The organism is Saccharothrix sp. BKS2 (genome assembly GCF_047689505.1).
Classification (GTDB): Bacteria; Actinomycetota; Actinomycetes; order Mycobacteriales; family Pseudonocardiaceae; genus Actinosynnema; species Actinosynnema lopnurensis.
The window spans coordinates 49,998-67,809 of sequence record NZ_JAUQOL010000007.1 but is presented as its reverse complement, the minus strand read 5'-3'; the positions used below and the strand labels follow the sequence as shown (position 1 = coordinate 67,809).

General features: G+C 68.4%; 16 protein-coding genes, 3 tRNA genes and 1 CRISPR repeat array. Of the genes, 12 read left to right on the top strand and 7 right to left on the bottom strand.

Annotated features, from left to right (window positions below; genetic code table 11):
* Positions 1-33: 33 nt before the first annotated feature.
* The 4 genes from Q5530_RS16415 to Q5530_RS16400 are packed head-to-tail and all read right to left on the bottom strand — an operon-like array spanning position 34 to position 3,108.
* Positions 34-891 carry a tetratricopeptide repeat protein gene (locus Q5530_RS16415; RefSeq protein ID WP_415363152.1) on the bottom strand — a complete coding sequence of 286 codons (858 nt, stop codon included), beginning with the start codon at positions 889-891 and terminating at the stop codon, positions 34-36.
* Positions 888-1,508: an AAA family ATPase gene (locus tag Q5530_RS16410; RefSeq protein ID WP_380637806.1), complete on the bottom strand. Its 621-nt coding sequence runs from the start codon at positions 1,506-1,508 to the stop codon at positions 888-890. Before Q5530_RS16410 ends, Q5530_RS16415 begins: the two co-directional genes overlap by 4 nt.
* A complete protein-coding gene (locus Q5530_RS16405; RefSeq protein ID WP_415363151.1) occupies positions 1,502-2,146 on the bottom strand; it encodes an exonuclease domain-containing protein in 645 nt (214 codons plus the stop codon). The genes Q5530_RS16410 and Q5530_RS16405 overlap by 7 nt, the downstream gene beginning before the upstream one ends.
* Positions 2,143-3,108: a radical SAM protein gene (locus Q5530_RS16400; RefSeq protein ID WP_415363150.1), complete on the bottom strand. Its 966-nt coding sequence runs from the start codon at positions 3,106-3,108 to the stop codon at positions 2,143-2,145. Before Q5530_RS16400 ends, Q5530_RS16405 begins: the two co-directional genes overlap by 4 nt.
* Before the next feature lie 348 nt (positions 3,109-3,456).
* On the opposite strand from Q5530_RS16400, the gene Q5530_RS16395 reads away from it, so the two are divergent.
* The 12 genes from Q5530_RS16395 to Q5530_RS16340 all read left to right on the top strand — a co-directional run bounded on the left by Q5530_RS16395 (position 3,457) and on the right by Q5530_RS16340 (position 17,500).
* Positions 3,457-4,704: a helix-turn-helix domain-containing protein gene (locus Q5530_RS16395; RefSeq protein WP_415363148.1), complete on the top strand. Its 1,248-nt coding sequence runs from the start codon at positions 3,457-3,459 to the stop codon at positions 4,702-4,704.
* A complete protein-coding gene (ribD, locus tag Q5530_RS16390; RefSeq protein WP_415363146.1) occupies positions 4,701-5,642 on the top strand; it encodes a bifunctional diaminohydroxyphosphoribosylaminopyrimidine deaminase/5-amino-6-(5-phosphoribosylamino)uracil reductase RibD in 942 nt (313 codons plus the stop codon). Before Q5530_RS16395 ends, ribD begins: the two co-directional genes overlap by 4 nt.
* On the top strand, positions 5,639-6,904 hold the full coding sequence (locus tag Q5530_RS16385; RefSeq protein WP_415363145.1) for a helix-turn-helix transcriptional regulator: 1,266 nt from the start codon (positions 5,639-5,641) through the stop codon (positions 6,902-6,904). Before ribD ends, Q5530_RS16385 begins: the two co-directional genes overlap by 4 nt.
* Positions 6,901-7,476 carry a flavoprotein gene (locus tag Q5530_RS16380; protein ID WP_415363143.1) on the top strand — a complete coding sequence of 192 codons (576 nt, stop codon included), beginning with the start codon at positions 6,901-6,903 and terminating at the stop codon, positions 7,474-7,476. The genes Q5530_RS16385 and Q5530_RS16380 overlap by 4 nt, the downstream gene beginning before the upstream one ends.
* Entirely contained in the window at positions 7,473-8,873 is a 1,401-nt protein-coding gene (locus tag Q5530_RS16375; protein WP_415363142.1) for a helix-turn-helix domain-containing protein, read from the top strand. Before Q5530_RS16380 ends, Q5530_RS16375 begins: the two co-directional genes overlap by 4 nt.
* 80 nt (positions 8,874-8,953) lie before the next feature.
* Positions 8,954-9,769 (top strand): phosphotransferase family protein, encoded by an 816-nt coding sequence (locus Q5530_RS16370; protein ID WP_415363140.1) that lies wholly within the window; start codon positions 8,954-8,956, stop codon positions 9,767-9,769.
* A 292-nt stretch (positions 9,770-10,061) separates the two neighbouring features.
* Entirely contained in the window at positions 10,062-10,691 is a 630-nt protein-coding gene (locus Q5530_RS16365; RefSeq protein WP_415363138.1) for a 2'-5' RNA ligase family protein, read from the top strand.
* 239 nt (positions 10,692-10,930) lie between these two features.
* Positions 10,931-11,695: a DddA-like double-stranded DNA deaminase toxin gene (locus Q5530_RS16360; protein ID WP_415363136.1), complete on the top strand. Its 765-nt coding sequence runs from the start codon at positions 10,931-10,933 to the stop codon at positions 11,693-11,695.
* Positions 11,683-12,096 carry an Imm1 family immunity protein gene (locus Q5530_RS16355; protein WP_415363135.1) on the top strand — a complete coding sequence of 138 codons (414 nt, stop codon included), beginning with the start codon at positions 11,683-11,685 and terminating at the stop codon, positions 12,094-12,096. Before Q5530_RS16360 ends, Q5530_RS16355 begins: the two co-directional genes overlap by 13 nt.
* 37 nt (positions 12,097-12,133) lie before the next feature.
* Positions 12,134-12,619, top strand: coding sequence for an asparaginase domain-containing protein (locus Q5530_RS16350; RefSeq protein WP_415363658.1), 486 nt, complete (start codon positions 12,134-12,136; stop codon positions 12,617-12,619).
* Entirely contained in the window at positions 12,519-13,091 is a 573-nt protein-coding gene (locus Q5530_RS16345) for a PCC domain-containing protein (RefSeq protein WP_415363655.1), read from the top strand. Before Q5530_RS16350 ends, Q5530_RS16345 begins: the two co-directional genes overlap by 101 nt.
* A gap of 521 nt (positions 13,092-13,612) precedes the next feature.
* A CRISPR array of direct repeats spans positions 13,613-15,171; the repeat unit is 37 nt; unit sequence GTTGCGATCCTCGCTGGCCCCGGAGGGCCAGCGCTGC.
* A 1,105-nt stretch (positions 15,172-16,276) separates the two neighbouring features.
* Positions 16,277-17,500: a tyrosine-type recombinase/integrase gene (locus Q5530_RS16340; RefSeq protein WP_415363134.1), complete on the top strand. Its 1,224-nt coding sequence runs from the start codon at positions 16,277-16,279 to the stop codon at positions 17,498-17,500.
* 14 nt (positions 17,501-17,514) lie between these two features.
* Here Q5530_RS16340 and Q5530_RS16335 read toward each other — a convergent pair.
* From Q5530_RS16335 to Q5530_RS16325, 3 genes are all read right to left on the bottom strand, one after another.
* Positions 17,515-17,589: transfer RNA gene (locus tag Q5530_RS16335), tRNA-Val, on the bottom strand.
* 1 nt (position 17,590) lies between these two features.
* Positions 17,591-17,662, bottom strand: a tRNA-Cys gene (locus tag Q5530_RS16330).
* Positions 17,663-17,720: 58 nt separating this feature from the next.
* Positions 17,721-17,793: transfer RNA gene (locus tag Q5530_RS16325), tRNA-Gly, on the bottom strand.
* Between the last annotated feature and the right edge of the window lie 19 nt (positions 17,794-17,812).

Below are 17,812 nucleotides of genomic sequence, written 5' to 3'. Positions count from 1 at the left end.
TCCGGTGCCACGCGTGGGCGGCCGACGGGGTGGTCAGGAGGTCAGGGGTGCCCGTGGGTCGGGTCGGGGCCAGGCGGGTAACCCGAACCCGGCCAACGGCAACACCGTCATCACCGGCACCGTGCCCGCTGTGCGGGGCCCGTCGATCAGGGTGCGGACCTCGGCGGCGGCCGCGGGATCGACCGACAGCAACATGGCCAGTGCCCGGTTGACGCACCGGTCGGCCTTGGCCGGCTGGTCGAGGTCGCGGTGGGCCAGCGCGGAGAGCACCAGGCACACCGCGTGCTGCCGCGCCACCGCACCCGACCCGCCCAACCGCGTGTAGAAGTCGTCCGCGCGGGACAGGTACCGCCGGATCGCCGTGTCGGGGCGACCGGCCTGGAGCATGACCGCGCCCAACTCCCGCAACGTCCACGCCGCGTCGACGGTCACCGCAAGGCCGTGCAGTGCTTGTAGTTCCAGCAACTCGTCCAGGCCGTTGATCACACGGTGCAGACGCCCTACCGCGCAGTCGATGCGGGCCAGGGAATCCAGTGCGTCCCGGTACCCGGTGAACGTCTGCCGGCTCGGTGTCGGCTCGCCGGCAGCTCGTGCCCGCCACACCGCCAACTCGTGGGTGCCCATCCGACGGGCGAGTTGGTAGCGACCGCCCTTGGCGTGGTAGTGGCCGGCACGCCGGAACACCGCCGCGGCCTCGGGCGAGGTCGACTTGCATTCGCCCAGTTCCTCGGTGACCGCACGCAACTCGGCGAGCGACTCCGGCGAGGTACCCTCGGGCACCGCCTCCCACACTGTGTCCAGCAGGTCGGCGGCCTCGTCCGGGCGGTCGTGCCGCAGGTGTTCCCGTGCCGACCGCAGCCGCGCGGTGAACCTTCCGCTTTCCGGCGTCATGGTCGACCGTCCCGTGTGCCGGCCAGCCGGTCGAGGACCAGGCCCAGCGAGTCCTCCAGCGCCTGGTCGTGTCCGTCGGCGGGCAGCAGCCGGTGCGGCAGGTCCAGATCGTGCAGGACCTCGGCGACGTGGTGGTCTGCCAGGCTGCGGAACTCGGCGTCGGCGTCGCGGGGTTTGTCGCAGCCCAGCGGGATGTCGGGGTCCAGGGTGGTGCGCAGCAGCAGGTCGTAGAAGACGCTGTGGTCGCGCACGATCCGCTCCAGCCTCGCCATCACCCTCGGCTCGGCCCGGTCACCCCGGTGGGCCAGCGCCGCCCGGTAGTAGCCCAGGGCGTCGGACACGGGCCGGTCGACCAGCACCACGTCGGCGTGCACCCAGGCGCCGAGTTCGTCGCTGATGCCCTTGGTGATGATCCACTCGGTGGACAGCCAGGTGTGGTTGCGCAGGATCGGCAACCCGATCCGCTGCGCCTGCTCTCCCAGGTCCGCCACCGTCGACACCTGCACCTGAACACGGCGCAGCTCGTGCGCCAGGCGGGCCAGGAACGTGCTCTTGCCGGTGGAATGCGTCCCCGTCACCGCCACCACGACCGGCTTCTCCACCTCACCGATCACCACAACCCCTCCCCCGTCCCTTCCGGCTCGCCCGGCTTCTCCGGCGGCAGGAAATCCTTCAAGGCCGCGGCACGCACCAGCCCGTCCCAGTCCAGACCGCTGTGTTCGACCAGCACGAGGAACAGCCGCCAGGCGCACCAGGTGTCATAGCCCGCGCGGTGCGGACGCCGCCCGGCCACCGTGTCCGCCTCCAGACCGGCGTGGGCGACCAGCTCGTTCAGGCTGTAGCCGGAAAGGTCAGGCCACACCTGCCGGGCGAGGCGGAGGGTGTCCAACACCATCGGCGGCCGCCAGCCCGGCAGATGCGCCCCCAGCACCCGGTACTCGGTGGCGGCGTTGTGCGCGACCAACGTCCGACCCGTCAGCGCCGCCTCCACCTCCGGTGCCACGACATGCCACCGCGGCCTGTCCACGACATCGGCATCGCCGATACCGTGCACGCGGCGGGCGTGCGGACTGATCGGCTGTGCCGGACGCACCAACCACGACCGCACCCCCACGTCGGTGACCGGACCGTCGACCGGCAGCACCGCGATCTCCACGATCAACGGCGGCCCACCACCGTTGCCCTCGACATCGACCACCACCAACCGGCGACCCACCAGAACAGCGGGCAACGGGGTTGTCGGTGCCGGGGTCATGACGCCTCCGGAACAGTGGGCCAGCCCAGATCGGCACGACCGTGACGGTGCGGAAGGTGCGGCCTGGCCGCGTCGTGCACCTGGAACCCCAACCCATGCTGAAGGAAGTACCGGCGCTGCTCGTCCAAGCCCTCCACGACCACCGCCCGCCCGGTGATCCCCACCAGCCTGCCGCCCACCCCCGCCACCATCGCCGCCACCACACCGGGCTCCGGCCGACTCCACCCCGCCTCGCACCGCGCCAGCTGCGCGGCCGGGCAGATGTCGCACAACTCCCGAATCCCGACATGCCCGTTGTAGTCGGCGGCGCCGTGCGCGTAGGCCACCGCGCAGGAGGTCTTGCGGAACAACACCGCACCACCCGGCGGGCGCTTCGCCGCGGCCGCCAGGATCCGCGCCTCCAACACCTCCGGGAAGATCTTGCGCCACGCCTGCCCCTCGTACGGCTCGGGCAGGCCGTGGGAGCGGTAGTAGTCCCGGATCTCGTCCCGGTAGAACAGGCCGGTGAACACCGCCGCGTGCGCGAAGCGACTCAACTCCAACCCCCGCGCGATGTGGGCGTCGGAGTCGTTGAGGCCCGGCACGATCGGCCGCCAGTACAACACCACCCGAAACCGCTCCGCATGGGTGAAGGCGGTGCGCAACGACTCCGCCGCGATGCCGGAGTCCACCGGCTCGATCCGGTCGTCCTCGATACCCGAATGGGTGACCAGCAGCGTCACCTTCAGGTTCTCCAGCGCGTTGAGCGCCGCACAGTCCTCCGGCCCCACCCGCCACCGGGTGATCACCAGGACGTGGTTGGTCAACCCCCGCCCGTCCAACATGCGCAGCACCCGCATCAGGTGCGGCTTGACCGCGGGCAGCATCGGATCCGTCGCCCGGTTGAGCAACTGCACCGGCGTCACGTCAGGCCGGAAGAACCGGTGGGACACCAGCGCCTCCACCGCCTCCTCATCAGTCACCAGCGCCCGCGGCACCTTCATCCCGAAATTGCCGAACAGGTGCCGCACGCAGTACCCACAGTCCAACGGACACCCGACAACCCAGTTCAGGCTCAACCCCGACTTCCGGTACTCCACCACCTCCCGCAACTCCGGCCGCAACCCCGCCGCTTCCGCATCACCGAGCAACCGCACACCCGACCGGGTCCGCGACCCGTCGGCATGGTCAGTGTTCATCAGCCACCCCTTTCGAACCACCGGAATCGGTGCATACGCATTTCAACCAGGACCGGTACGATCAGGGAACAACGCAAGCCACGACACGCGGCATTTGCCCCCTATTTGCCCCCTAGCGCAGGCGGAGGCGACATGAGCGACGACGAACACCCCGACACAGCCGAACCGGCCGGTGTCCGACTCGCCCGCGAGATCCGTCGACGCCGCACCGCGGCCGGGCTCAGCCAGCCACAACTGGCCCGGCGCGTCGGCTACACCAGGCAATACGTCTCCCTGGCCGAACGCGCCGACCACAACCTTCCCTCTACGGAGATCGTCAAAGCCCTCGACCACGCCCTGCACGCCGACGGGGCTTTGACAACACTGCGCGAACAAGGCAAACGAGAGAAAGAACGACAGCGCCGACAGTCGGCAGACACAAAAGCGCCGGACAACCCCGGAACGCACGCGCCGACCCGGCCCGCATTGAGCCGTTTCACGGAAACACACCTCGACGACGCCCTCCGACACCTCGGCGAACAATGGCACCTGCTCGTCAAAACGGACAACCTGTTCGGGCCGCGATTCGCCATCAGGTCGGTGTGCGAGCACATCGACCTGATCAACGGGATCGCGGGCACGGTCCGGGGAGCCGCCCGACGCGAAGTGGTGGGTCTGGCCGCCCGGTACGCCGAGTCGGCGGCCTGGCTCCACGAGGACGCCGGGGAAGCCTCGCACGCGCTGCACTGGACGGACCGGGCGATGGAGTGGTCCTACGAATCCGGGGATCGGGCGATGCTGGCGTGGACGCTGTTCCGGCGCAGCCAACAGGCCACCACCGGCGGGGACCCGGCGCGGACGATCGGCATGGCCGAGGCCGCAGGCCGTGACACCACGGCGCTGTCGAACCCCATGCGCGCGGCCATCACCCAGCAGGAGGCCCAGGGATACGCGCTCGACGGAGACGAGCACACCGCCCACCTCAAGCTGGACCAAGCCCACGGGTGGGCCGCCCACGACAACCAAGGCGACGCACGTGACGGGCACGGTTCCTTCTGCACCGGTAACTACCTGGAACTGCAACGCGCCCACTGCTGGTCGATCCTCGGCAGGCACGACAAGGCGATCACGCTCTACGAAGACGTGCTCCCCTCGCTGCCGACGGCCTACCGGCGTGACCGCGGAACCGCGCTGAGCCGCTTCGCCGCAGCCTCTGCCGCCGTCGGCCAGCCGGAACGAGCCGCACAGCTCGCGGACGAGGCCCTGGACATCGCACGCAGCTCCGGCTCACTGCGCACCGAACGCGCGGTACAGGATGTGGCCGCCGCCTTGTCCCCGCACGGACATCTGCCGGCGGTGGCCGCGTTCCGCGCGAAGGCGATGTCCGGAGGTGGGTGGTGACGGCATCGGGGGCCGAGGTCGCGGCGATGCACCGGGCTGTCGTGCTCTCGGCATTCGGCCTGGGCACCACCAGCCCCAACCCACCCGTCGGGTGCGTCATCCTCGACCGGCACCACCGCCCGATCGGCGAGGGCCACCACATCCGCAAGGGCGAGGCACACGCCGAAGTCCACGCCCTGCGGGAAGCCGGAGAACACGCCAGGGGCGGCACCGCGGTGGTCACCCTCGAACCGTGCAACCACCATGGCCGCACACCACCCTGCCGCCAAGCCCTCCTCGACGCCGGAATAGCCCGCGTACTCATCGCACTGATCGACCCCACCTCGCGCGAGGAAGGCGGCGCCGCCCGTCTCGCGGCAGCCGGAGTCGACGTGGAAGTCGGATTGCTCGCCGACTCCGCACGCACGGTCTTGCGTCCGTGGCTGCACAGCCTGGCCACCGGACGGCCCTACATCACCTGGCTGTACGAACTCGATCCTCAGGGACAAGCACGCACCGCGAGCGAAGCCCTGCGCACGCTGCACCGCACGAACGCCGACGTCGTCCTGGACGACGTCGGCCACCTCACCGAAGGCGTGCCGGACGGCCACGGTAAAGACGCCTTCACCCTCCCCGCGACGACCAGTAACGAGCCCGCGCGACTGCTGGCCGCGCTACACGAAGGAGGCACCCGGTCACTGCTACTCGCGACCGGTCCACGAGTGGCACACCGTTTCCTGCAAGCCGGTCTGATCGACGCGACGACCTTCTACGCACCACGCCAAGCCCACCACACCACGAACACGGGCGAACCAGCACCGGCACACGATGGGTTCAGGATCGACAGAGTCGAACAGCACGGCGACCACCTCCGTTTCGACACCACACCGGCCCTGCCACCAACCGACGGCATCCACAGCAGACCTGCTGATTTTTCAGCACAAGCGGAGGCGACGTGACCGAGGACGAGCACCCTTCAGCACCCGAACCAGCCAGTGTCCGACTCGCCCACGAAATCCGCCGACGACGCACCGCCGCCGGCCTGAGCCAGCCACAACTGGCCCAACGCATCGGCTACACCAGGCAATACGCCTCGCTGGCCGAACGCCCTGGCCACAACCTGCCCTCTGCCGAGATCGTCAGGGCCATTGACCGCGCCTTGGATGCCGGTGGCGCGCTGATCGCACTTCGTGAGCAAGGCAGAAAAGAACAGAATCAGCGGCGGCGACACTCGACCACCGACTCGACGGTAAATGACAGGTCGCCGGTCGGCTACGTTGCGGAGAAACAACGCCCACTTCCACGTGGGATGTCCGCCGCGGGATCCGGTCCCGGTGTGTCGCGCTACGCGGAAGCTCTCGTGGACAGGTTGCACCGCACCTACCAAGCCGCCCGCTACGACGAGGTCGTCGATGCGCTACCGGGCACGCTGCAGACCGTCGACTCGATCGTCGCCGACAGCAGCGGCAGTCGGCGGCGCCAAGCCCTGAGCCTGCGGTGCCAGGCCGCAGTCGTGGCGGCCAAGGTCGCCACGAAAGTCGGCGACGGCATCGCCGCCTACGAAGCCGCCGAACGAGCACGCACTGCAGCGGAAGCCGCCGACGACCTCTTCGGGCAGGCGTCCGCCGCCTACCAACTGACCTGCGCCCTGCTGCGCTTGGACGCCGCGGACGAAGCGGAACACCACGCGGTGGAAATCGCAGAAAGCATCCGCGGCGAAGACCCGCACAGCTGCACGTGGCGCGGTGCGCTGTTGCTCATCAGCGCCGTCATCGCCGCCCGCAGAGGCGACACCGACGAAGCCCGTCAACGACTGGGCCACGCCGGACGGCTCGCGGCCACGCTGGGACGCGACGGCAACATCGGCTTCAGCGCGTTCGGACCGACCAACGTCCGCATCCACCGGGTGTCCGCAGCGGTGGCCACAGGCGACCCGCACCGGGTGCTCACCGAGGCCGAACACGTCGACGTCACCTCCCTCCCGCCCGGCCTGCACGGTCGACAAGGACGTTTCCACCTGGACAACGCGTGGGCTCAGGCCCAACTCGGCGAGGACCCGCTGGCGGTGATCCACCTGTTGGAAACCGAACGCGTCGCCCCGCAACTGCTCCGCACGCACCGCAGCGGACGAGCACTCGTGCGGGAACTCATGGCACGCGAACAGCACAGGAAAACCCCCGGCCTGCGCAGCCTCGCCCAACGAATCGGCGTCCTCGCATGAACGACACCACGCGCACCGTCTACCTGGTCGCCGCAGCCGCACCACCGGTGCTCGACATCGACCGACTGATCGACTCCCTCCGCACCGCCGGTTGGCAGGTGTACGTGATCGCCACACCCACAGCCGCCTCATGGCTGAACCCCGACGCCCTAGCCGACCGGACGGGAACACCGATCAGAACCCACCCCGGCCTACCCGGACAGCACGACCCACTTCCCCACGCCGACGCGCTCCTCGTCGCCCCGGCGACCTTCAACACCATCAACAAGTGGGCACACGGCATCAGCGACAACCTCGCCCTCGGCCTGCTCAACGAGTTGCTGGCCGCCGACGTGCCGATCCTGGTCGCCCCCTGCGTCAAACCACTGCTGCGCAACCACCCGGCCTACGCCACCAGCATGACCAAACTCACCGCCATGCAGGTGGTCTTCCTGGACCCCGACCAGGTGACAACCCGATCACCCGACGGCCTCGCCACCTTCCACTGGGAACAGATCACCGCCGCGTTCGACCAGCTCACCAGCACAGACGACAAAACCATTCACCCTTCAGCACAGGTGGAGGCGACGTGACCGAGGATCAGCACCCCCCAGCACAAGAACCCGCCGGTGTCCGACTCGCCCACGAGATCCGCCGCCGACGCACCGCAGCCGGTCTCAGCCAGCCACAACTGGCCCAACGCATCGGCTACACCAGGCAGTACGTCTCGCTGGCCGAACGTGTGGACCACAACCTGCCCTCCACCGAGATCGTCAAAGCTCTTGACCACGCCCTGCACGCCCAGGGCGCACTGATCGCACTACGAGAACAAGGTAAGGACGAACAGAATCGACTACGCCGACGACCGAGTCAGATAGAAGTCGAAGAACAAGGTAAATCGCCGAGTAAAACCTTCCGCCTCAGCGCAAAGAATTCTGCACAGCTCGACTTCCGCGCAGACAGCGGCCGCCTCATGACGGAATCAGCAGACTATGTCGGGCCTACTTACGTGGGGGCGGCAACCGGTTGGGCCGGGTTGGTTGAACTCATCGTGCCGATCCAACCTGAGCCTGTTCCGTCCGTGGTGGGCTCAATGGAAGTCGAGGAGGTACGTGCTGCCGCACGGTCTTTCGAGAACTGGGACGCTCTCTACGGCGGAGGACTCGTCCGCACAGCCGTGACCGCGCAACTGCGGTACTGCGCTGACCTGTTGGGCGCACGGTGTTCGGATAGGGTTCGTCCTTCCTTGTTCTCGGCTGTGGGGTACCTCGGTCACGTCACCGGGTTCATGGCCTTCGATGCCTATGCTCACGATGACGCACGTCGCATGTTCCGTTTCGCCTTGGCGTGCGCCGAGGAGGCTAAGGACTGGCATCTGCGGGCCAAAGTGCTCTCCTCGATGGCGCGCCAGGCGATCTGGTGCGGCGATCCCGACAGTGGGTTGACGTTCACCGAGTTGGCGCTGGTGCGTGCCGATCGGTTGACCGCCACCGAGCGGGCCATGCTGCACACCGGTCGTGCCCGTGCGCTGGCCAAGCTCGGCAAGGTACAGGAAACAGCGAGCGCGGTCGGTGCCGCCGACGAGGAGTTCAGCCACAGCCGTTCGGCCGACGACCCGCCGTGGATGCGGTACTACGACACCGCGCAGCACTCCGGGGACACCGGCCACGCCTTGTGGGACACCGCTGTCCGAGGCCACTTCTATGAAGAGGGCCGCGAGAGACTCGCCTTGGCAGTGGCTGAACACGGTGACGAGTTCGCCCGCGCCCGCGCGATCAGCCAAACCAAGCTCGCCTCTCTGGTCATGGCCGTCGGAGATCCGACGGAAGCCGTCGCGCTCGGCAGCCTGGCGTTGGACTGGGCGGGCACGGTGAGGTCACGCCGTGCCGCGGACGATCTGCGTGACCTCCATCGTTTTGCGCTTCCCCACGACAACGTTACGGAGGTGGCCGAGTTGCGGCACCGCATCGGTACGGCGGTGGTCGGATGACCGACGGTCGACAAGACACCAGCCGCGTGGCAGTCGAGGCTGCCGCCGCTGCGGCGGGTTTGGACGCTACAGGCGCTCGGGTGATCCGGCTCGGGGAGAACGACCTCTATCTGTTGCCCAATTCTCTGGTGGCCAGAGTTGCACGCATCGGACAGGACGCCGCAGCAGCTAAAGAGGTACGTGTAGCCCAATGGCTTGAGGACGGTGACGTGCCGGCCGTACGCGTGCTACGTGAGGTGGAACAACCGGTCATGGCCAATGGCAGGGCCGTGACGTTCTGGCATGAACTACCCCCACATGAGTTCGGGTCAAGTATCGACGTAGCCGCTGTCCTGCGCCGCTTTCACGCTCTTGCACCGCCGAAGGGCTTCGTGCTGCCCGAGCTGGACCCATTCGTACGGCTCGATGAACGCATCCAGACCGCATCCACCCTGAACAGTGACAACCGGGCATGGATGCTGCAGCGGCTGGATGAGCTCCGGGATGCCTACGATGCTCTGCCACCCGGTCTGCCGCGCGCGGTCGTGCACGGCGACGCCTGGGAAGGCAATGTGGTTCGCACTCGTGATGGTGACGTGGTGCTGCTGGACTTCGAGCGCTGCGCCCTGGGTCCACCAGAGTGGGACCTGGTATCCACTGCCGTCTCGCACGTCACCACCGACTGGATGGACACCGCCGAATGGGCCGCCTACAGCGGGGCCTACAGCTTCGACGTCACCACCTGGGAGGGGTTCGACATCCTGCGTGACATTCGCGAGTTGCGCATGACCAGCATGGCCCTCCAAGTCGCGACCACCGATCCGGCACACTACGCCGACCAGGCCGCACACCGGCTCGCCTGCCTACGCGGTCGACACGGTGCCAGGCCATGGAGCGGCTGGCGTGCGGTGCCGTGAACGCCTGGCTCAACCACCAGCACCGGAACCAACGCCGCTCACTCTTGCAACTGCCAAACTGGCGCCTGGCGACGGTTCGTTAGCCGAGCGCACGAATGCGGGTGGCAACCCCCGCACCGGACTGCTGAGCCACGGCGATCTGCACGATGAATCACAGAGCCATGATCTTCAGAAGTGGCGCTACGGCTGCTGTACCCGACCTTCGTCCGGCTCATCGGCTGACGGCGGCCCAGCGCATCCAGGGCGCCGTCATCGACTTCCGCCGGGACACCGTGATCAGGGAGCTGACCTCGTGACCGAATTCGAGCCCATGCGCGACCACTGGTGGTGGCGGCCAGGCTGGCGCGCCGGCCGCTCCTTCTACACCTGGCACATCACCTTCGCCGACCAACCCGAGGCCCGGCGGCTGGTCGCCGAGTACGCCCCGATCCTGGATCGCCTGCCCCGGCTCGACCGGGTCCCGGCGCGGTGGCTGCACCTGACCCTGCAGGGCATCGGCTTCACCGACGAGATCGACCGCCGCGACGTGGACGACATCGTCGAGGCCGCCCGCACGCGCTGCGCCGAGCTGGAGCCCTTCACCGTCACCCTGGGTCCCGCCCGCGTCGACCCCGAGACCATCCAGATGCCCGCACATCCCCTGGAACCCCTGGCGGAGCTGCGATCCGCCATCCGCGCCGCCATCGGCGACGTGTGGGGACCGGACAACGTGCCCGAGCCCGAAGCCGGGTTCCGCGCCCACGTCAGCCTCGGCTATTCCAACACCGCAGGCCCCTCCGAACCCCTCGCCGAGGCCCTCGACACCCACGGCCCCCGCACCGCACAGGTCATCGTCACCTCGGTCTCGCTGATCGACCTCAACCGCGACCGCAGGGCCTACGAATGGACCGACGTGGCCACGGTGACGATCGGCCGAAGCTAGTGGTGTCGCGGAAGGTCGGCCTGGTAACCGGTTCCCAAGGTGGGGGCATGTCGGTCTCGTGTCGAGGGCGGGAGGTGGTTGTGACTCACCGACCGAGCGGGTTCATGCAGTCACATTGTCGATGGACGAGGGCCGGAAGTTGCAGCGCCACCCGAGTCCCAACGGGTCCGGTGGGTTGCGGCACACCTGATGCGGCGTGGTGATCGTCGGTGGGATTCGGAGGTGGAGGGGTCACCGGAGTGGCGTCGCTGGACGAGGTCATCGAAGCCGTCGACAACGCCTTGGCCAAGGCCGAGGAGTCCGGCGAGGCACTGGACGCCGCGCTGGACCTGGTCGAGGACGCCCACATCCTCCTCGGTACCGCCGTGGAGGGCGGGACAACAAGCGACGGGGACACCGTGCAGGCCGCGTTCACCACGGTGATCAAGGGCATCAAGGACCTGACCGAGGTCCTGGCCCAGGCCGTGCACAGCGCCGAAACACTACAGACCGGTCTGCGCGGCGATCCATCGCCGACTCCCGCGGACAGATCTTCACCACCTCCGCCAACGGCACTCCCGACCCCGACGGCCGACGACCCGTCGGCGTTGTCGCCGGAGGAGATCGAACGGCTGCGTCGCGATCTGCCACCACCCGTGGTGTCCGGTACCGGACAGAAGACCCACGGCCGCTGGGTGGCACCGGACGGCACCGTGCGGCCGATCGTCAGCGGTGACGGCCCCGAGGCCGACAGCGCCGCCGGCTACCTGCGGGCGCTGCCGCTACCCAGACGGGGCCTGCCCTTCGCCACCTGGCACGCCGAGACCAAACTGGCCGCCCACATGCGCGACACCGGCATCCGGCACGTCTCGGTCGTGGTCAACAACCCACCCTGCCCCGGTACATTCGGCTGCGAAACACTGGTCGGCCTGATCCTGCCCGAAGGCTCCTCGCTGACCATCCACGGTCCCGACGGCTACAACAAGACCATCCCAGGAGGGCGGCGACCACCATGGCAACGCTGAACGTCACCTACGACCGGGCCACAGGTGAGCGCCCCCTGACCATCCACACCCACCAGGACGTGGACGCGTTCCTCGACCGGATGCGGGCACTGGCCCACGCCGGACCGGTACCACCACTGGCCGAGATCGTGGTCGCCGAAGACCCCTACGGCACACCATTCCTCTACGTCGGGATCGACCAGGACTCCGGCTGGATCCGCGAACCCGGCGAACCAGACCGGTGGACCATCGGCACATCCGACGCCACCGGCACCACGCCCTACGACTACGCAGGCCACGGCGAGAACATCCCCACCCGCCACATCGTGCCCCTCACCACCGTACGCACCGTACTCACCACCTACCTCGACCACCAAGGAATCGTCCCCGACGACGACCCGAACCTCCGCCCAACCACATGACACCCGTCCCCGGGCACACTCTTCGGCTCGTCGTGTCATCGTCATCAGCCTTGGCGGCACGATCACCATGACCGCCACGCGGGGAGGCGAGGTGGTGCCCGCGCTGTCGACCAGGCAGCTGATGGCCGCCGCGATCGACGTCGAAGTGATCGACTTCCGACAGGTACCGGGCGCCTCGTTGACCTTCGCCGACCTGACCGCGCCCGCCGAGGAGGTCCGCCGATGTTGTGGCGCCAGGGCCGATGGCGTGGTCGTCATCCAGGGCACCGACACGATCGAGGAGACCTCCTACTTCCTCGACCTGCGCCACGACGCCGCGCAGCCGGTCGTGGTGACCGGCGCGATGCGCAACCCGACCCTGGCCGGGGCCGACCCGCTCAAAGCCCGCATCCTGCTCCACCGACTACTCACCGCAGGCGTCGATACCACCACCATCACCACCGCCTTCCACACCGCCAGCCGATACGGCGCGCCCGCCGACGCAGCCGACGGCCGACCCGCCCCGACGACCGCGACCCGATGAGGAGCCCGTCATCCGCAGCCACGAACTGACCCTCGGCCGCAGCTTCGGCGTCGCCTTCGACCACGGCGACGACTTCTTCACCGCACTGACCCAGTTCTGCGCACAACACCATGTCCGCCACGCCTACATCCCCGGCTTCATCGCCGGCTTCAGCGACGTCGACATCGTCGGCACCTGCGAAAAGCTGGCCAACCCCGAAGCACCGGTCTGGTCGAAAGTCCACCTGACCAACGTCGAAGCCCTCGGTGGCGGCACCCTCGCCTTCGACGAGACCAACGACCAGGTCCACCCCCACATCCACGTCGCGGTCGGCCTCAAGGAACGCAGCGCCACCGGCCGCACCAGCCACCTGCTGCGAGCACAGGTCCAGTTCCTCACCGAGATGCTCGTCATCGAGGTCACCAGCCCCGCACTGCTGCGCCGCCGCAACCCCGACCTCTACGACGTCCCACAACTGCACTTCGGCCCATAGCAAGACTTCGACACCCACACGGCCCGATGCGACAGGCCGGGAGATCCGTCTTCCGGCGCACCGGATGACGACGGCCGAGGGATCACCGGCAATGGTGGTCGGTTCGTGTACCGCCATGCGTAGATCGTCGAGGACGAAAACGAAATCCCGCCCGGCCTGCATGACAGGCCCATCATCATCACCAACCGCTGCAGTTGGACAGCCTGACCAACTACGAGTACGAAGCTATTGCGATCCTCGCTGGCCCCGGAGAGCCAGCGCTGCATCGCCCGCGCCCGGTCGAGCACGTAGTCCCACGGGTTGCGATCCTCGCCAGCCCCGAAGGGCTGGCGCTGCCTGCCCGGTGTCGCGTTCCAGTACGTGCAGGAACAGTTGCGATCCTCGCTGGCCCCGGAGGGCCAGCGCTGCGCATCCCCAGCGTCAGCAGGACCGCCAACGCCACGTTGCGATCCTCGCTGGCCCGGAGGGCCAGCGCTGCCGGAGCTGCCGGAGCTGCCGGTACAGGATCGCGGCGACGACCATGTTGCGATCCTCGCTGGCCCCGGAGGGCCAGCGCTGCCGCCGCCCGCAACGCCATCGCCGCCAACCCCACCATGTTGCGATCCTCGCTGGCCCCGGAGGGCCAGCGCTGCACGGACTTCGGCAAGCGGATGACCGACCGGCACGAGTTGCGATCCTCGCTGGCCCCGGAGGGCCAGCGCTGCACCCCGCACGGCCACCCCTTCTCCCGGCAGTAGGGACGTTGCGATCCTCGCTGGCCCCGGAGGGCCAGCGCTGCTGGCTCGGCGACGGCAAGACCGGCTCGGTGTTCGAGTTGCGATCCTCGCTGGCCCCGGAGGGCCAGCGCTGCCGGTGTCGATTGCGGCGAAAGGCGCGTCGGCCTTGTTGCGATCCTCGCTGGCCCCGGAGGGCCAGCGCTGCGTTATATCGCGTCGCGGTATATCTCGTCGAGAGGAGTTGCGATCCTCGCTGGCCCCGGAGGGCCAGCGCTGCCCCGCGCGTTGGCCACCCATCCGGACTCGGCCGGGTTGCGATCCTCGCTGGCCCCGGAGGGCCAGCGCTGCCTTGGACACGGCCTGGAGGTGCGGCGGCAGGTGGTCGTTGCGATCCTCGCTGGCCCCGGAGGGCCAGCGCTGCTCCGCGTCCCGATCCCGCCACGACCCGAGGTCGAAGTTGCGATCCTCGCTGGCCCCGGAGGGCCAGCGCTGCGCGGTGCCGGACGCCCCGGCGGAGTTGTTGCGGATGTTGCGATCCTCGCTGGCCCCGGAGGGCCAGCGCTGCGATGCACCGGATCCGGGCTTCGATGGTGTTGACCGAGTTGCGATCCTCGCTGGCCCCGGAGGGCCAGCGCTGCGGTGAACCGGCGCCGGTGGAAAGACTGCTGAAAGTCTGGTTGCGATCCTCGCTGGCCCCGGAGGACCAGCGCTGCTACGACATCACGTGCAAATCGGTCCTTGAGTGACTGTTGCGATCCTCGCTGGCCCCGGAGGGCCAGCGCTGCACCACGAACGTCACCGACCGCAGCCGGCCGAACCGGTTGCGATCCTCGCTGGCCCCGGAGGGCCAGCGCTGCTCACCAAGCAACCACCCCGAGAGGACGTAGCAGCATGTTGCGATCCTCGCTGGCCCCGGAGGGCCAGCGCTGCGGTTCATCGCCGCCGGCCTGCCGTACGTGATCGAGTTGCGATCCTCGCTGGCCCCGGAGGGCCAGCGCTGCTGGCAACGGAGAGGGGGCACTTCGCCGTGCCCGAGGGTTGCGATCCTCGCTGGCCCCGGAGGGCCAGCGCTGCACCAGCACACGAGGTCACCGGCCGCGCACTGGTCGCGGGTTGCGATCCTCGCTGGCCCCGGAGGGCCAGCGCTGCGGGACGCGGTGCACGGTGGCGGTGAACGCCACCGCGTTGCGATCCTCGCTGGCCCCGGAGGGCCAGCGCTGCGAGATCCTGGTCCACACCAAGGGCACGTGGGCGCGGTTGCGATCCTCGCTGGCCCCGGAGGGCCAGCGCTGCGGCCCCCAACTTTCCCTCCCCGGACATGCTGCGGGTTGCGATCCTCGCTGGCCCCGGAGGGCCAGCGCTGCCCTGCACGACCAGCGTAGACACCCGTCCGGACAGGATGTCAGGCAGCGGGATTCCCACAGGACGGGATGACGCGCCGCCGATGGGTTGGGAACCTCCCGGCGTGTCGTGACACGCTCCAGGTTCCCAACCTCGCGACACCATCCCCACCACGAGCGCCATCCACGCACATCCATGCGCTTGCGCGTCGCCGCACATTTTATGACACGGCAACTCCCGTAAGTGATCAATTTTGTCAACACTGAAGCAATAGTTGTTCATGCAACGTTCTCGGTCCGAGCATGTGCGCGCTTCGACCACGCCGCGGCCGGGCGGTACCGGCCGCTCCTTCGCCCTACGGAGGGGACACAGCCGCGGAAGATCGGAGTCGGCAGCAGGTGCTCGTTCACCCTGTCGGGTGGAACGGACGACCGGTTCGGTGATCGACTGTCCCCCGAAGGGCCCGCGGACGGAGTTCAGGGGTGTCCTCGACACCCCCGTCGACGACGAACACACCCCGGTCGCCGCGGAGGACACCTCATGAACCGGTCCGATCACCCCTCGTCCGAGCCGACGACACCGGCCGCGCCGAAGGCCGCCCACTTTCCCGCCACCGACGGTGATACCTCCCCCGGCCCTGTCGGGACCCGTGACACACCGCCTCGACACCGACACAGATCAGCGCCCACCCCGACCACCATCGTCGATGCGGCACCAGCGCCATCGGCGAGCGGCACCGAGGACGCGGCGTCGGTGTTGCGGCTGTACACCCCGGCGCGGGCGGCAGAGCTGCCGGCGGTGCGGGAGTCCCGGCTTCGCCGCCGGGCCGGCAGACGCCAGGTGCCGTGCACATTCCCGGGCAAGCACCTGCGGTTCTCCGCAACCGACCTGTGCGCCATCGCCGCCCAGGACACCCGTGGCGTTCGTCCGCCACACCACCGCACAACCCGGTAAACGGCCCCGCCCCGCGACCATCTCGCCCGAAAGAGCCAAGAAATCCGGCGGTCACCCGGAACTCCTCTCGGCCCGGGTGAACACATACGGCTTGACAACCGTCCTGTATGGAGCGTCCATATCCGCTGCCCGACCACGGGCACACCACCAACTCAACCGACAAGGGAGTCCGACATGGCATGGGTGGAGAAACACGGCCCCGCCTGGCGCGTCCGCTACCGCACACCCGACGGGGCACTCGCCTCCGAAACCGGCTTCACCCACCACACCACCGCCAAGGACCGCGCCCGCGACATCGAATCCGACCTGCGACGAGGCACCTTCGTCGACCCCACCCTCGGCGACCTCCCCCTACGGGAATGGGTGCCCACCTGGCGCGAAGCCCACGACGTCAGCCCCACCACACAAGCCAAATACGACTCCCACCTGCGCAACCACATCCTCCCCAAGTTCGGCGACACACCACTCAAAGAGATCAGCCGCATGACCGTCAAAGGCTGGATCAAAACCCTGCGGCGGTCGCTGGCCGAGCGCACGGTGGTCGACGTGGTGACGCTGTTGTCGATGCTGCTCGGCGACGCCGTCGACGAGGGCCTGATCGGCGCCAACCCCTGCCGGCGACTCCGGGTCGACACCGGCGACCACGAGGAACGACCTCACGCATCGCCGTGGCAGGTCCGCACCATCGCCCAGCGATGCCACCCCGCCACGGCCACCCTGGTCGTCACAGCCGCGTACACGGGCCTGCGCTGGGGCGAACTGGCCGGACTGCGCTGGCCCCGCGTCGACCTCACCCGCGGCACCATCACCGTCGACCCGAAGGACGGCGCACTGCACGAAGTCAACGGCCGACTGGAACTCGGACCACCCAAGACCAAGGCCGGCGCCCGCACCGTCCACCTACCGCCGTTCCTCGTCGAACTGCTCAAGGCCCACCGCGCCGAGCAGAACGAGCGGCTCCGCGAGCACGTCTTCACCGGAGGCGACAACGGGCTACTGCGCCGCACCAACTTCCGACGCCGCACCTGGCTACCTGTCATCGGCGGCGACACCCGACACGGCTGGGCACCCGTCCTACCCGGCCTGCACTTCCATGACCTACGCCACACCCACAAAACCTGGCTCATCGAAGACGGCATCCCGGAGGTGCTCCAGCACAAACGACTCGGTCACCGCATGCCGGGCATCCGGGGCACCTACTCCCACGTGACACAGATCATGATCGACGCCATGCTCGACGGGCTGCAGCGGCGATGGGAGCGATCGGCGGTGACCTCTACCCCGAACGGAGGGGTGACCACATACGGTGCAGTTGATCACACCAAGATCATCTGCTCCCAATTTGCTCCCACGACAGCCAAAAAGCCGATCAGTGAAGATCACCGACCGGCCTTCTGACCTGCATATATAACTGGTGGACGATACTGGGATTGAACCAGTGACCCCTACCGTGTCAAGGTAGTGCTCTCCCGCTGAGCTAATCGTCCGAGGCGGAGACGGGAATCGAACCCGTGTACAGGGCTTTGCAGGCCCTTGCCTAAGCCACTCGGCCACTCCGCCAAGACCACCTGAAGGCTAGCACTCAGGGGTTTGGCCTGAGCCCAAGGGCCCTCTGCCGAGCGGATGACGAGACTCGAACTCGCGACCCTCACCTTGGCAAGGTGATGCGCTACCAACTGCGCTACATCCGCATGCGCCGCAGGATTTCGC